Genomic DNA, 14,274 nt, shown 5'->3' with positions numbered 1-14,274 from the left:
CCGGTCGGTGACGATCTCCGGTCCGGCAGTCGCCGGAGCGCGCTTGCGTTCTGACAACCAGCTTGTGAAGGCAATGATAAGCAAGTTTTGAGGAGAGGCGCAATGGGTATTCAGTTTCTGCGTTCTGTACAGGGGGATGTGTGTCCGCGCTGATGTGCGGCATCGGGGATGCCGGTGGTGAAAACGCTGTAGAAGAAGTGACCGGGAGTCAGTTCGTTCATATCGTGCCAGGCGCCCCACGGGTCGCGCTGGTAGTAGTCGGCCATCCCCGTTCCGTTGTCGTAGCAGACGATGCCGGTGGCGCCGAATGGGCTCCAGTAGACCGCGGCGCCGGGGCGGGGCGGGTCCAGTGGGTTGCGGAACAGGTGGTCGCACGGGGCGATCTCGGGGGCGTAGTAGGAGGGCTGCGCGGTGGCCGGGCCGGTGGCGAATGCGGGCGCGGCGAGAGCGGCGAGAACGCCCAGTGTGGCGATTGTCGTGCGGTGGGCCGGGGGACGCATTATCCTGCACTCTCCTGAGTGGGGCGGGTTCCCTGCGAGGACCGTCGGTGTTGCGCGCATAGTACCCGCCGCACAACGATTCCGGGCCTTTTCTGGATAGATACTAATACTTGATTGATTCCAGAAAGGCGGTAAGCTTCGTGCCGTGCCCACGACAGCGGAGTTCGAGAACATGCTGCGCGACGCCGCGCTGCGTGTGACCGCACCGCGACTCGCGGTACTGAACGCCGTACACCACAACCCCCATTCCGATACCGACACGATCATCGGGCAGGTACGGACCACCCTGGGCGCCGTCTCCCAGCAAGCCGTCTACGACGTGCTGCGGGCACTGACGGTCGCGGGACTACTACGCCGTATTCAGCCCACCGGTTCGGTGGCCCGCTACGAAACCCGGGTCGCCGACAACCACCACCACCTCGTCTGCCGCTCCTGCGGCGCCATCACCGATGTCGACTGCGCCACCGGCGCGGCGCCGTGCCTGACCGCCCCCGGCGACCACGGTTTCACCATCGACGAAGCCGAGGTCATCTACTGGGGCCTGTGCCCCACCTGCTCCACATCGTCCAGCCCGCAATGACTCCCGCCAACCGGAAGGAAAGCAGTGTCCGAGACCACCACAGGCCAGTGCCCGTTCGCGGCCAAACACCCCACCACGGGTGCCGGCAACCGTGACTGGTGGCCCAACCAGCTCAACCTGAAGATCCTGCGCAAGAACGCGCCCGCCTCGGATCCGATGGAACCCGATTTCGACTACGCCGCGGCATTCGCGACCCTCGACCTCGGGGAGGTCCGCAAGGACATCACCGAGGTGCTGACCACCTCGCAGGACTGGTGGCCCGCCGACTTCGGCCACTACGGCCCGCTGATGATCCGGATGGCCTGGCACTCCGCCGGCACCTACCGCACCATCGACGGCCGCGGCGGCGGTGGCGGTGGCCAGCAGCGGTTCGCGCCGCTGAACAGCTGGCCCGACAACGGCAACCTGGACAAGGCCCGCCGGCTGCTGTGGCCGGTGAAGAAGAAGTACGGCAAGAAACTGTCCTGGGCCGATCTGATGATCTTCTCCGGCAACGTCGCCCTGGAAACCATGGGCTTCACGCCGTTCGGGTTCGCCGGCGGCCGCGCCGACGTGTGGGAACCCGACGAGGACGTCTACTGGGGCCCCGAATCCACCTGGCTCGACGACGAACGCTACAGCGGTGAACGCGATCTGGAGAACCCGCTGGGCGCCGTCCAGATGGGCCTGATCTATGTCAACCCGGAAGGCCCGAACGGGAACCCGGACCCGCTGGCCGCGGCCGTGGACATCAAGGAAACCTTCGGCCGGATGGCGATGGACCTGGAGGAAACCGCCGCGCTGATCGCGGGCGGCCACACCTTCGGCAAAACCCACGGCGCCGGCGACGCCGACCTGGTCGGCGCCGAACCTGAGGCCGGAGCCATCGAACAGATGGGCCTGGGCTGGAAGAGCACCCACGCCTCCGGTAAAGCGGGCGACGCCATCACCAGCGGCCTGGAGGTCACCTGGACCACCAAACCCGCGCAGTGGACCAACGACTTCTTCGAGATCCTGTTCGGATACGAATGGGAACTCACCAAGAGCCCCGCGGGCGCCAACCAGTGGGTGGCCAAAGACGCCGAGGAGATCATCCCCGACGCCCACGACCCGGACAAGAAGAAGAAGCCGATGATGCTGACGACGGACCTGTCGTTGCGCTTCGACCCCGAGTTCGAGCCGATCTCGCGCCGCTTCAAGGACAACCCGGAGCAGTTCGCCGACGCCTTCGCCCGCGCCTGGTACAAACTGACCCACCGCGATATGGGCCCGATCGAACGCTACCTCGGCCCCGAGGTTCCCGCCGAGATCCAGATCTGGCAGGACCCCGTCCCCGCTGTCGACTTCGAGGTCGTCGACGACGCCGATATCGCGGCGCTCAAGGAACAAGTCCTGGCCGCCGGCCTGACCGTGCCGCAGCTGGTTTCCACCGCGTGGGCGTCGGCGTCGACGTTCCGCTCCAGCGATAAGCGCGGCGGCGCCAACGGTGCCCGGATCCGGCTGGAACCGCAGAAGAGCTGGGATGTGAACGAGCCCGAGCAGCTGGGCACGGTGCTGGGTGCGCTGGAGAAAATTCAGGAGTCGTTCAACGCCGCCCAGACCGGTGGTAAGAAGGTCGCGCTCGCCGATCTGATCGTGATCGCCGGCGCCGCCGGAATCGAGCAGGCCGCCAAGGAAGCCGGTGTGCAGGTCACCGTACCGGTCACCCCCGGCCGCAACGACGCCCTGCAGGAGCAGACCGATGTGGATTCGTTCGCGGTGCTCGAACCGCGGACCGACGGTTTCCGTAACTACATCGGCAAGGGCCACCGGCTGCCGCTGGAGCACCTGCTGGTCGACCGCGCGAACCTGCTCGGCGTCACCGCCCCGGAAATGACCGTCCTGGTCGGCGGCCTGCGCGTCCTGGGCGCCAACTACAAGCAGTCGAAGCAGGGCGCACTCACCGACAACGTCGGCACCCTGAGCAACGATTTCTTCGTCCACCTGCTCGATATGGGTGTGGAGTGGAAATCCACCGACGAAACCCAGGAGACCTTCGAAGCGCGCGACAGCGCGACCGGCGAGGTCACCTGGACCGGCACCCGCTACGACCTGGTGTTCGGCTCCAACTCCGAACTGCGCGCGGTGGCCGAGGTGTACGCGGCCGACGACGCCAAGGAGAAGTTCGTGCACGATTTCGTCGCCGCCTGGAACAAGGTGATGAACGCAGACCGGTTCGACCTGGCCTGATCCCGACCACCCGGCTCGCCGGGTATCGGCACAATGTGCCCCGGGTATCTACGGATGCCCGGGGCACTCGGTTGTTCAGCGACGCCAGAACAGATGGTGCACGACACCGCTCGGGCTGGGCACTTTCTCCAGATGGAACCGGTCCAGCAGGTCCTCGGAACGCTCCCACAGCCGCTCGCCTCCGCCGAGTTCGCTCGGCGCGACGACGATGTGCAGGGTGTCGATCAGGTCGGCGGCCAGGAACTCGCGGACCGTCGCCACGCCCCCGCCGATCCGCACATCCTTACCGTCCGCGGCGGCGAACGCCTGCTCCAAGGCTTTTTCCGGAGTGGCGTCGATAAAGTGGAAGGTCGTGTCGCTCAGGGTGAACGAAGGGCGCGGATGGTGTGTCAGGACGAAAACGGGGGTGTGGAACGGCGGCTCGTCACCCCACCAGCCCTGCCAGTCGTGGTTCTCCCAGGGCCCGCGCTGGGGACCGAACTTGTTGCGTCCCATGATCTCCGCGCCGATATTGTGGGCGAAATCGCGCGTGAAGTAGTCGTCGAGGCCGCGGGTGCCGCCGGGGTCGGTGCGGTTCGGCCAGCTGGCGGTGGCGCCGGCCCACGCCATCAGGGTCCGCGGATCTGCGTGGCCGAACGGCCGGTCGAGGCTCTGGCCGGTACCTGCTCCGTAGCCGTCGACGGAGACGGTGAAATTCTGCACACGCACGAGTGGGCTCATCGAAGCTCCTTCTGGTTTTATTCTGCAACCGGTTGTGAACCTACCTAGACTGGTCTTATGACGCAACCAGTTTCTCCGTCGCTGCTTCACGTAGCGCCCGGCAAATCCGGATGCCCGATCAACATGACAATGGAACTGCTCGGCGACCGATGGAGCCTCATCGTGCTCCGCGACATCATGTTCAGCGGCAATACCCACTTCCGCGAGCTACTCGGCTCCTCCGAGGAAGGGATCGCCTCCAATATGCTCGCCGCCCGGCTCGGCAAGCTGGTCACCGCCGGACTACTCACCCGCGACGACGACCCCAGCCACCGGCAGAAAGTCGAATACCACCTCACCGAAGCCGCCATCGCGCTCGTCCCCCTCATCACCGAACTCGGCGCCTGGGGCGCCCGCTGGTTACCCACCACCCCCGAACTCGCCATCCGCGCGCAGCTACTCGCCACCGGCGGCCCCGAACTCGGGCAGCGGTTCATGGACGAACTCCGCGACATCCACCTGCACCGGCACCCGGCACCCGAGAACGGCGTACTCGCCGAACTGACCGCCGCCTATCAGAAGACCACCCAGGCTTCCGAACCGGTGAACTGTCCGGCGCCCCCTACACCTCCGCGGGGCGAGGTCGTCGACGGATGAGCCGGGCCGGGCGCCGCTGCCGTTCGAACAGACACCACGGTATCTACCAAACCAACGTGAGCTCCGGGATACGGACACGGCCGAAGAACCGTTTCGCGATATCGCTGCCGTCGAAGTTGTAGCCGTTCATGATGTCGGCCAGCTCGGTCGCCAGCTCCTGCAACTGAGGACCGACCCGCTCGATACCGTCCTCCACGACCCAGCCCCATGTCCGCGGCACCTTGTCGATGGTGACATCGATACATGCGTGATGCGGCAGATCCACCAGGATCTCGATCTGCACCGGCGCGTCGCCGAGCGGGTCCCGGATCGCGGGCTCACCGACCCGCGTCTGCGGCGCGAACATGATCCGCCCGAGCGCGATATCGGCGCGGATCATCTCCGCCACAGCAGGCAGATCCGCGTGTTTACCGACCCGGTGATGACGGTCTCCGTAGGTGCGGTCACCGATAGGCGTGCCACCACTACGGGCCAGCAGCCGATCCAGCATCCGCTGCGCGGTCGCCCGCTCGCCGGCCCCGGTATTGGGGTGCTCGATAAGAGCACGCAGGCGCATGATCCGATGGCTCATATTGATCGCCATAGCAGGAAAGAGTAGCGAAACCCGCACCGATCCGGCGGTTCAGTCCGAGGCGCGTCCCCCGGAACCGCCCGCGTTCGCGATCACCGACGTCAGATGCTGCTCCGGTGTCAGCTCATCCGACTCCGGCGACCGCACCGCCAGCGGTGAACGCAAAGCCGTCCACACCTCCAGCGCACCGAACGCCGTCATACAGCAACCCGCCACCGCCGCCAGCATCTCGATACTGTCGAACGGGGCCACCGCGATCACCAAACCCGCGGCCAACGTCACCAGACCGAACAGCTCCTGTTTCCCCTGCCCGGTCACCTCGTCGTCGTCCCACACCCCCGCCACAGCATGCGCAATGCCCCGCACCGACCACGCCAACCCGAGCCACATCGCCAACAGCAGCGTCCAGTTCCCCGCCCGGAAACACAGCGTCGCCGTCACCAGCGACACCACCGCCGCCAGGAACAGCAGAGTCCGCGGAAAACGGCCAAGCTTGCTGCCCACCGCCACCGTCGCCAACGACACCGTGCCGCACAACAGCGAGAACATGAACAGGTTCCCCACCGCGCCCAGAGATTTATCGGGCCACGCCACCGTCGCGACCCCGATCACCACCGAACACACCCCCATCGACAGCATCGTCTGACGAACACCGCGACCGAACACCGGAGCGTCCCCCGCTTCCTCGTAGGTCGGCATAGCTGAATGATATGGGCCGACGGGCCGGATTGCCGGACGATTGCCCCATCCGCCTGTCGGCGACCCTCCACCGGGCCCGCGACACTGCGCAGTAAACCGCACAACCAGCCGGTCCGGGCAACTACAGTCGCAGCGAGATACGTATCGAGGGCACCAGTCAGGAGGTCGTCGTGACCGTTCCCGCACTGGTATGGGGAGGCACCCTAGCCCTGATCGCCGGACTGTTGCTGTTCGACTTCTTCTTCCACGTCCGCAGCGCACACACCCCATCACTCACCGAAGCCGCCGTCTGGTCCGCCGCCTACATCACTGTCGCGGTGGCATTCGGGTTCGCGGTGTGGGGGTTCGGCGGATCCGATATGGGCCTGGAGTACTTCGCCGGTTACATCACCGAGAAAGCGCTCTCGGTGGACAACCTGTTCGTCTTCCTCATCATCATGACCACCTTCCGGGTCCCCAGTGCCGCCCAGCAAAAGGTGCTGCTCGCCGGAATCGTGTTCTCCCTCGTGCTGCGCACCGGATTCATCTTCGTCGGCGCCACCCTCATCAACCGGTTCGCCTGGGTGTTCTACCTGTTCGGCGCCGCCCTACTCCTCACCGCCGGTAATATGCTCCGCCCCGAAGGGGAAGACAGCCACGCCGGCGACAACATCGTCCTGCGACTGGCACGGCGCTTCCTGCGCACCAGCGACACCTACGACGGCGACAAATTGTTCACCACCGTCGACGGCCGCCGCCATATGACCCCGATGGTGCTCGCCATGGTCGCCATCGGCGGCACCGACGTCCTGTTCGCCCTCGACTCCATACCCGCCATCTTCGGGCTCACCCAGAACGTGTTCATCGTCTTCACCGCCACCGCGTTCTCCCTGCTCGGCCTGCGCCAGCTGTTTTTCCTACTCGAAGGCCTGCTGGATCGCCTGATCTACCTCGGTTTCGGGCTCGCCGCAGTCCTGGCCCTCATCGGCGTCAAACTCGTCCTGCACGCCTTGCACGAGAACAACGTCCCGTTCATCAACCACGGCGAACCGGTACCGGTCACCGAGATCTCCACCGGCCTGTCGCTGGCCCTCATCGTGCTGATACTGGTGGTCACCATCGTCGCCTCCCTGCTCAGCCCCGCCGGACGCGCGCAGACCGCCGTCGGCAACGCCCGCCGCCACGCCACCCGCTACCTCGACCTCGGCTACGAAGCCGACCAGAGCCTGCGGGAACGCACCTATCACAAGATGCTGGGCGAAGAGAAGACGATCGCCGGCCTGCCCGCCAAGTACCGGCGGCATATCCGCGAAGGCGAAACCGAACTGGTCACGCTGCTCGACCGGGCGCATATCGTGCACGCCGATCGTGTCACGCGGACGGAAGCCGGACTACCACTGCGCATGTGACCCGCGGCCCGGGACGCGGGGCGATACAAAGGGGCGTGGGCGGGAACACAATGCCACGGGCTTGAGTGTGCCGCAACGGCACAGTGTTGAGTCGGAGGTGACATCGCGAGCCGAAACAGAGCGGAGTGCGTAATGACCACGACCGGAGACCCGATCGACCAGCGACCGGCACTGATCGATATCGACACCTTCTTCGCCGACCCACAGTTCGCGAACCCCTCCATCTCCCCCGACGGCACCCGTATCGCCTACCTCGCCCCACACCGCGGCCGCCGCAACGTCTGGGTTCGCGGTATCGACGCGACCCACGACGACGCGGTCCCCGTCACCCACGACACCCGTCGCGGGATCACCACCTACTACTGGACCGACGACCCCCGCTGGCTGCTCTACCAGCAGGACACCGACGGTAACGAGGACTGGCACCTGTACCGCGCCGACCTCGACAACCCAAGCGAACCCGCGGTCGACCTCACCCCGATGGACCCGGGATCACGGGTGGTAGGTGCCGAAGACTTGCCGTCGGAACCCGGCAGCGTGCTCGTCACGATGAACCGGCGCCCACTGTACTTCGACACATTCCGCATCGACATCGCCACCGGCGACACGACTCTGCATCTCGAACAGGACGATCCGACAGCGGCCATACTGCTCGACCGCGGTGGGGTGCCCGTGTTCCGGACCGCGCTCGCCGCGGACGGCGCCGTCGAGATCTCCGCGATCGACCCCGGCACCGGCGGGACGCGGCCCTTGCGCCGTCTCGGCGGCGCCGAACATCCGATGAGTATCCACCCCCAGCAGGTCACCGCCGACGGAAAAGGCCTGCTCGTCGGCTCCTACCAGGACGGCGACAATCTGCGGCTGGTCCGCATAGACCACGAGACCGGAGCGGAAACCGTTGTCGCCGCCGTCGACGGTCACGATCTCGATATCAGCGGAATGATGCTGCCAGGCGTGCTACCACCCCCGGTGCACACCAATCGGCGCACCGGCGACATCCTCGCCGCCCGCTTCGTGGCCGCCCGCCCCCATATCGAGGTCCTGGACCCGCACTTCGCCGAAATCCACGCCCAGTTGCAGAAACTGTCCGACGGTGTGCTGGGCACCCTGTCCTGCGACGACTCCGGGCAGCGCTGGATCGCGACCTTCGTCCACGACCGCGACCCCGGTGTCACCTGGTTCTACGACCACACCACCGGCGAAGCCCGGCTGCTGTTCCGGGCCTTCCCGGACCGCGACCCGGACACCATGGCCCCCATGCAACCAGTCGGTTTCCCGGCCCGCGACGGGTTGCCCCTGCACGGCTACCTCACCCTCCCGGTCGGCGTGCCACCGCGCGACCTCCCGCTGGTGCTGGTGGTACACGGTGGCCCCTGGTACCACGACTCGTGGGCGTACAGCAACGATGTCCAGTTCCTCGCCAACCGCGGATACGCGGTACTGCAAGTGAACTTCCGGGGGTCGCTCGGCCACGGAAAACGGCACGTGACCGCAGCGATCGGCGAATTCGCCCGCGCGATGCACGACGACCTGATCGACGCCGTCGACTGGGCCGTCGCCGAGGGGTACGCCGATCCCGCCCGCATCGGAATCTACGGAGGCTCCTACGGGGGATACGCCGCCCTCGTCGGCGTCACCGTCACCCCTGAACGCTTCGCCGCCGCCGTCGACTACGTCGGCATCTCCGACCTCGCGAACTTCCTGCGTACCCTGCCGCCGTTCGCCCGCGTCTTCAACGTCAACAACTGGTACCGCTACGTCGGCGACCCGGAGATCCCGGAGCAGGAAGCCGATATGCTGGCCCGCTCCCCGATCACCATGGTCGACGAAATCCGCACGCCACTTCTCGTCGCCCAGGGCGCCAACGATGTCCGCGTGGTGCGGGCCGAATCGGACAACATCGTTGCCCGGTTGCGTGAACGTGGTGTACCGGTGGAGTACCTGGTCGCCGAGGACGAGGGACACGGCTTCGACAACCCGGAGAACCAGGCCATGCTGTATCGCGCGATCGAACAGCATTTCGCCCGCCACCTCGGCGGCCGCAGCGCCGGCGAGGTGGCGGCGGCGCCCGCTACCGGCAGCTCCACCCGGTAGGACCCTCCCCGGGCTACAGATCGTCGAGGAGGTTCACCAAAGTTTTCGGCGCCACCAGCCGGTAGGCGTCGGTGACGAGCTCGGCGATCTCCGCCCAATCGACAGGGACATCCAAATACACACCGAGCCAGCCGCGATGCCCCACATACGGTGGGCGGAAGAACCGCCGCGGCTCCGCCGCCACCAGCGCCTCCTGGGCGCCCGGCGGAGCCGCACACCAGAAGCCCAGCCGATCGTCGTGATGGTGATCGGCGTAGGTGACGAACGTTTTCTTGCCGCGCACGAACCAGGTCGGTTCGCCGTGGCTGAGCCGTTCGGTGGTTTCCGGCAGCGCGGTGCACAGCCGGCGTAGGTGTGGCAGCGGGTCCTCGGCCATGGGATCACGGTAGCGTCCTGGAAGGTGGTGGCATCGGTTCGGCGCCACCACCTTTGTTCTGTCGGAAGGTTTCCGTTGATGACTCCCGTACTCGGTCGCCGGGCACTCAATCGCGCCACACTCGATCGGCAGTTGCTGCTGCATCGATGCGAGTTGCCGGTCGTCGCCGCGGTCGAGCATCTGGTCGGGTTACAAGCCCAGACACCACATACCTGGTATATCGGGTTGTGGTCACGACTGGCGGGGTTCACCCCCGAACAGGCCGCCGACCTGCTCACCGACCGCACTCTGATTCGAATCGCGCTGATGCGCTCCACGATTCACCTGGTCACCCCGCAGGATGCGGGCGCGCTGCGGCCACTGATCCAGCCTGTATTGGATCGCGACCTCTACCGCAACCACACCCACGGCAAACCCATCGAAGGCATCGACATGGCGAAACTCATCGCCGACGGTGCCGAGCTCCTCGCGGCGAAACCATTGACCAACAAGCAGCTCGGCGCGTTACTCGCCCTGCGCTGGCCCGGCCGCGCGCCGGCCTCACTGGTCTACGCCATCCGAAACCAGGTGCCACTGGTGCAGGTGCCGCCACGTGGTGTCTGGGGCCGAAGCGGGCCCATCGCGCACACCACTGCCGACGCGTGGCTCGGCGTCGGCTCGACAGGCCCCGCGTCGCTGGAACAGATGATCCTGCGGTACCTGGCCGCGTTCGGTCCGGCCGGCGTGAAGGATGTGCAGGTGTGGTCCGGCCTCACCAAGCTGCGTGAGGTCGTCGACCGGATCCGGCCGGACCTGATGGTCTTTCGGGATCAGCACGGGCAGGAACTGTTCGACCTCCCCGGCGCGGCACGCCCGGACCCCGACACCCCGGCTCCGCCCAGGTTTCTGTACGACTTCGACAACCTGTTGCTCTCCTACGCAGACCGCACCCGGGTGATCACCGACGAGTACGGCAAACAGGGGTACCGCACCCAGCGCCCCGCGCCGCAGATCCTGCTGCTCCACGGATTCACCGCAGGCGACTGGGTGATCACCCGCGACACCGGGTCCGTGACCATCACCATCCACCCCTACGCGCGGCCGTTCACGACAGAGGACGCGGCCGCGGTGACCGAAGAAGCCGACGCGTTGCTGGCATTCACCGATCCCGGCGCCCGGACCCGCAGTATCGTCTTCGGTGAGGCCCGCCGCCCTGTGTGATGACTGTGCCTCACTGCCCCGGGGTCATACGATTCTCGACGGTATTGCGGCCGGTTCGGGTTCCGCCGGGGGCTTCGCCCGTTCGGACATCAGCGTATCGAGTTGATGTTCCGCGCGTTCCGCGCGGGCCAGGGTTTGTGTCCGTGCCTGATCAAGTGCCTCGATACGCTGGGTGGTCTCCGTGCGCACCTGCTCGGCAGCCGCTGCGGCCTCGGCGCGGACCGCAGTCAGATCCGCGGCCGCAGCGCGACGGAGTTCGGCGAGGTCCTGCCGGACGGTGTCGTATTCGGCCCGCAGCCGCTGTAATTCGGCGCGAGCTTCCCGGGCTGCTTCCTCACGTTCGGTGGCCGACCGTTCTGCCCGTTCCAGTGCGCGCTCGGTATCGGCGGCCCGCTGTACGGCCAGATCCCGATCAGCGGCGGCCGCCTTTACCTTCTGAGTGTTCTCCCGGTCTGCGCGTTCTATATCGGCTTCGGCGGCGCGGCGGATGCGATCGATGTCCGCGGCGCATTCGGCCCGGACCTGCTCTCTCTCCGCGGCGGCCTCGTTCCGCGCGGCCCGAATATCTTCCTCGGCCGCGCAGCGGGCCGCGAAAACGTCGTCCGCGGCGCGGGTGGTGACGGCCTCCACTTCGTGAAGCGCTTCGTCGCGGGCGGCTTCGGCGGCCGCGGTCTGTGACCGGGCTTCGGCGATGCGGGCGTCGGCGGTATCTGCGGCTGCGACCGCGTCTTCGGCTGCTTCCTCCGCCCGGATCCGTGCCTGCTGCGCGTCGCGGCGTGCCTGTTCGGCGGCGGCCGCGGCCATTTCGGTTTCGGCGATGCGGCGCGCGGCATCGGCTTGCACGGCCTGGACCTGCGCTTCGGCTGCCGAGGGGTCGGCCAGTGTCGACATTTCGGTAACTGCCGCATTGAGGGTGGTGCCGAGTTGTTCGGCCAGGTTGCGGAATTGAGTGAGCAGTTCGTCGGCGCGTAGCCGGGCGGACGTGACCGGACCGGTTTGCGTCACAGTGACGGTATCGGGTTGGAGGTCGGCTTCCTGCTGTAGCCGTTGCCTTTCACGCCAGGCACGCCATCTGGTGTGTTCGGGGCGGTCGCAGTATTCCGAAGGCCGGCCGGGGCCGGTGGGGCGTGGGATCGGCTGGGAGCAGCCGGGATAGTTACAGGTTGTCGGCACCTGAGAATCGTAGCGTTTGTTTCGTCCGATCAAACGGTATGACACGAAACGAAACCTGAAGCGGGCGTGGCGGACTCAGTGAGACCTATATGGTTCTAGCCTCCGATAAGTGAACATTATCGGAGGCTAGGCGGGTAAGGTTGCGGGCGGAGCACTTCCGGTTAATACGTTTCGTTACGTTGCCCCCAACGAAACGTATTACGTGACGCAATTACCGACGAGGAGAACACGTAGTGACCGAACCAGCCGTGGACCTACCCGACACCGTGCGCACCGAACTCCGCCGCGGCATCACCAGCGTCCTCGTCGACACCGCCGCACTACGCAACGTCCGCGAACGCTTCGACACCGAACAAGCCACCACACTCGGCCGCTACCTCACCGCCTCCCAATCCCCCAACACACTGCGCGCCTACCGCACCGACTGGATCGCCTGGGCAGCCTGGTGCACCCGCGAAAACCGCACCGCCCTCCCCGCCGACCCCCTCGACGTCGCCGTCTACCTCGCCGCCGCCGCCGACGCCCGCCACGCGAACGGCCGCCACGCCTACAGTCCCGCCACCCTCGAACGCAAATCCGCTGCCATCGCCGCCGTCCACGCCGCCAACGGACTACCCGCACCCACCCGCAGCGACGTCGTCCGCCTCACCCTCCGCGGAATCCGCCGAACCCGCCGAACCCGGCCCCACCGCAAACGCCCGATCCTGCTGCACACCCTCGGTGAACTCCTCACCGGCCTCCCCCAACCCGGCTGGCCCGGCGAACCCGCCCGCCGCCGCGACACCCTGCTCCTACTCCTCGGCTTCGCCGGCGCCCTACGCCGCAGCGAACTCGCCGCCCTGCGCATCACCGATATCCACTTCGGCACCGACCACACCACCGGCGAACCACTCCTGCTGATCCACCTGCCCACCACCAAAACCGACCCCACCGGAATCACCGAACAACACGTCGCCCTACCCCGCGGCAGCCAAGCACGCACCTGCCCCATCTGCGCCTGCGCCGACTGGCTACAGCTACTCGCCACGCACACCGAAAACCCCCGCAACATCCGCACCTGGATCGATGAACTACCCACCGCCGAACCCCACATCCACCGCTGCCACAGCTACCGGCCCGACCCCCGCCTCACCCCCGCACAACCCCTGTTCCCCGCCGTCAACCGGCACGGCGGACTCGGCGACACCGCACTCTCCGGCCGCGCCGTCGCCGAAATCGTCAAACGCTACGCCGCCCGCGCCGGACTCGACCCCACCCTCTTCTCCGGCCACTCCCTGCGCGCCGGATTCGCCACCCAAGCCGCCCTCGGCGGCGCCGCCGACCGAGAAATCATGCGCCAGGGCCGCTGGAGCAACCCACGCACCGTCCACCGCTACATCAGAACCGCCGACCCCCTCGCCGACAATGCCGTCACCAAACTCGGACTCTGACAGGGACATGTATCCAACGCATCATGGTGGGTCAGCGAACGCCCTGCGCGCATGTCAAGGGATCTCGGGACTGCTCCCGGACCACACTGTCTGGAGCAGCGCACGTATCCGACGCGGAACACCTGCGACCATGGCTGGACTCGCCCGGCCGCGGTGTTCCGGTGGTGGAACGTCTTACGGAACAGCTCAGGATGTCGGGGTTCCGCGAAAAACAACAGATTTGACGTAGTAGGCCGGTTTTCGCGCTCAGGAAACCTCGTCAGGATGGGACCCGCTGGCTGAGGCGGTCGCGGTAGATCCGGTATGCCTTGCGGTCGGCGGCCGAGGTGCTCTGTCCGACTGTTTCGGCGGCGGCCGGCAGCGCCTGGTGGACGTGCAGCGGCGCCGTGACGTGCAGACTGTAGCCCCCTGTCCGCGGCGCACTTCCCGTACAGCTCGGACACCGTCAGCCGGTCACCGCCGCGCGCATACTGCGCGAGCTGGTGGACGCTGTCGCGGTCGAGCGCGGGGATCTTGGAGGAAGTGGCCGGGTCGGCGAACAGCCGCACGCCGGGTGCGCCGTCGACGAGCCCGGCCTCGGTGAGCAGGTGGATCTGCCGCTGGGTGCTCTGTTCGTCGGTGGACACTCGGGTGTAGACGAGTTCGGCCATGACCACGGCGCCCTTTCCTGCGACCTGAGTGCCTTCCCGTTCCCGTTCT

The 14,274-nt window shown here is 66.8% G+C and carries 14 protein-coding genes; 7 read left to right on the top strand and 7 right to left on the bottom strand.

Annotated features, from left to right (window positions below):
- Positions 1 to 110: 110 nt before the first annotated feature.
- Complete coding sequence (locus NS6_RS01525; protein ID WP_174552548.1) at positions 111 to 500, bottom strand: hypothetical protein; 390 nt, start codon at positions 498 to 500, stop codon at positions 111 to 113.
- Between the two features lie 145 nt (positions 501 to 645).
- Between NS6_RS01525 and NS6_RS01520 the strand changes: the two genes are divergently transcribed.
- Positions 646 to 1,080, top strand: coding sequence for a Fur family transcriptional regulator (locus NS6_RS01520; protein ID WP_068035466.1), 435 nt, complete (start codon positions 646 to 648; stop codon positions 1,078 to 1,080).
- A gap of 24 nt (positions 1,081 to 1,104) precedes the next feature.
- Positions 1,105 to 3,288, top strand: coding sequence for a catalase/peroxidase HPI (katG, locus tag NS6_RS01515; RefSeq protein WP_068035464.1), 2,184 nt, complete (start codon positions 1,105 to 1,107; stop codon positions 3,286 to 3,288).
- A gap of 75 nt (positions 3,289 to 3,363) precedes the next feature.
- On the opposite strand, the gene NS6_RS01510 is transcribed toward katG, so the two are convergent.
- Complete coding sequence (locus tag NS6_RS01510; protein WP_068035462.1) at positions 3,364 to 4,008, bottom strand: dihydrofolate reductase family protein; 645 nt, start codon at positions 4,006 to 4,008, stop codon at positions 3,364 to 3,366.
- 57 nt (positions 4,009 to 4,065) lie between these two features.
- On the opposite strand from NS6_RS01510, the gene NS6_RS01505 reads away from it, so the two are divergent.
- Positions 4,066 to 4,644: a winged helix-turn-helix transcriptional regulator gene (locus NS6_RS01505; protein ID WP_068035460.1), complete on the top strand. Its 579-nt coding sequence runs from the start codon at positions 4,066 to 4,068 to the stop codon at positions 4,642 to 4,644.
- Between the two features lie 43 nt (positions 4,645 to 4,687).
- Here the strand turns inward: NS6_RS01505 and NS6_RS01500 are convergent, their stop codons facing one another.
- A complete protein-coding gene (locus NS6_RS01500; RefSeq protein WP_068035458.1) occupies positions 4,688 to 5,227 on the bottom strand; it encodes a hypothetical protein in 540 nt (179 codons plus the stop codon).
- 39 nt (positions 5,228 to 5,266) lie between these two features.
- Positions 5,267 to 5,914: an HdeD family acid-resistance protein gene (locus NS6_RS01495; RefSeq protein WP_068035456.1), complete on the bottom strand. Its 648-nt coding sequence runs from the start codon at positions 5,912 to 5,914 to the stop codon at positions 5,267 to 5,269.
- 170 nt (positions 5,915 to 6,084) lie between these two features.
- Between NS6_RS01495 and NS6_RS01490 the strand changes: the two genes are divergently transcribed.
- Positions 6,085 to 7,302: a TerC family protein gene (locus NS6_RS01490; protein ID WP_068035454.1), complete on the top strand. Its 1,218-nt coding sequence runs from the start codon at positions 6,085 to 6,087 to the stop codon at positions 7,300 to 7,302.
- Positions 7,303 to 7,434: 132 nt separating this feature from the next.
- Positions 7,435 to 9,396: a S9 family peptidase gene (locus tag NS6_RS01485; protein WP_068035452.1), complete on the top strand. Its 1,962-nt coding sequence runs from the start codon at positions 7,435 to 7,437 to the stop codon at positions 9,394 to 9,396.
- 13 nt (positions 9,397 to 9,409) lie between these two features.
- Here NS6_RS01485 and NS6_RS01480 read toward each other — a convergent pair whose 3' ends face one another.
- Complete coding sequence (locus tag NS6_RS01480; RefSeq protein WP_068035450.1) at positions 9,410 to 9,772, bottom strand: MmcQ/YjbR family DNA-binding protein; 363 nt, start codon at positions 9,770 to 9,772, stop codon at positions 9,410 to 9,412.
- 78 nt (positions 9,773 to 9,850) lie between these two features.
- Between NS6_RS01480 and NS6_RS01475 the strand changes: the two genes are divergently transcribed.
- A complete protein-coding gene (locus tag NS6_RS01475; RefSeq protein WP_068035448.1) occupies positions 9,851 to 10,972 on the top strand; it encodes a winged helix DNA-binding domain-containing protein in 1,122 nt (373 codons plus the stop codon).
- Between the two features lie 24 nt (positions 10,973 to 10,996).
- Here NS6_RS01475 and NS6_RS01470 read toward each other — a convergent pair whose 3' ends face one another.
- On the bottom strand, positions 10,997 to 12,145 hold the full coding sequence (locus NS6_RS01470) for a coiled-coil domain-containing protein (protein ID WP_245669088.1): 1,149 nt from the start codon (positions 12,143 to 12,145) through the stop codon (positions 10,997 to 10,999).
- A gap of 233 nt (positions 12,146 to 12,378) precedes the next feature.
- Here NS6_RS01470 and NS6_RS01465 point away from each other — a divergent pair, with 233 nt between their 5' ends.
- Positions 12,379 to 13,575 carry a tyrosine-type recombinase/integrase gene (locus tag NS6_RS01465; protein ID WP_068035446.1) on the top strand — a complete coding sequence of 399 codons (1,197 nt, stop codon included), beginning with the start codon at positions 12,379 to 12,381 and terminating at the stop codon, positions 13,573 to 13,575.
- On the opposite strand, the gene NS6_RS36405 is transcribed toward NS6_RS01465, so the two are convergent.
- Positions 13,518 to 14,225 (bottom strand): recombinase family protein, encoded by a 708-nt coding sequence (locus NS6_RS36405; protein WP_084470558.1) that lies wholly within the window; start codon positions 14,223 to 14,225, stop codon positions 13,518 to 13,520. The two genes, NS6_RS01465 and NS6_RS36405, sit on opposite strands and share 58 nt — an antisense overlap.
- Positions 14,226 to 14,274 lie beyond the last annotated feature (49 nt).

It is taken from the genome of Nocardia speluncae NBRC 108251 (assembly GCF_001613245.1).
Taxonomy (GTDB): Bacteria; Actinomycetota; Actinomycetes; order Mycobacteriales; family Mycobacteriaceae; genus Nocardia; species Nocardia speluncae.
The sequence above is the reverse complement of the archived record's forward strand: the minus strand, read 5'-3'. Positions and strand labels throughout refer to the sequence as shown.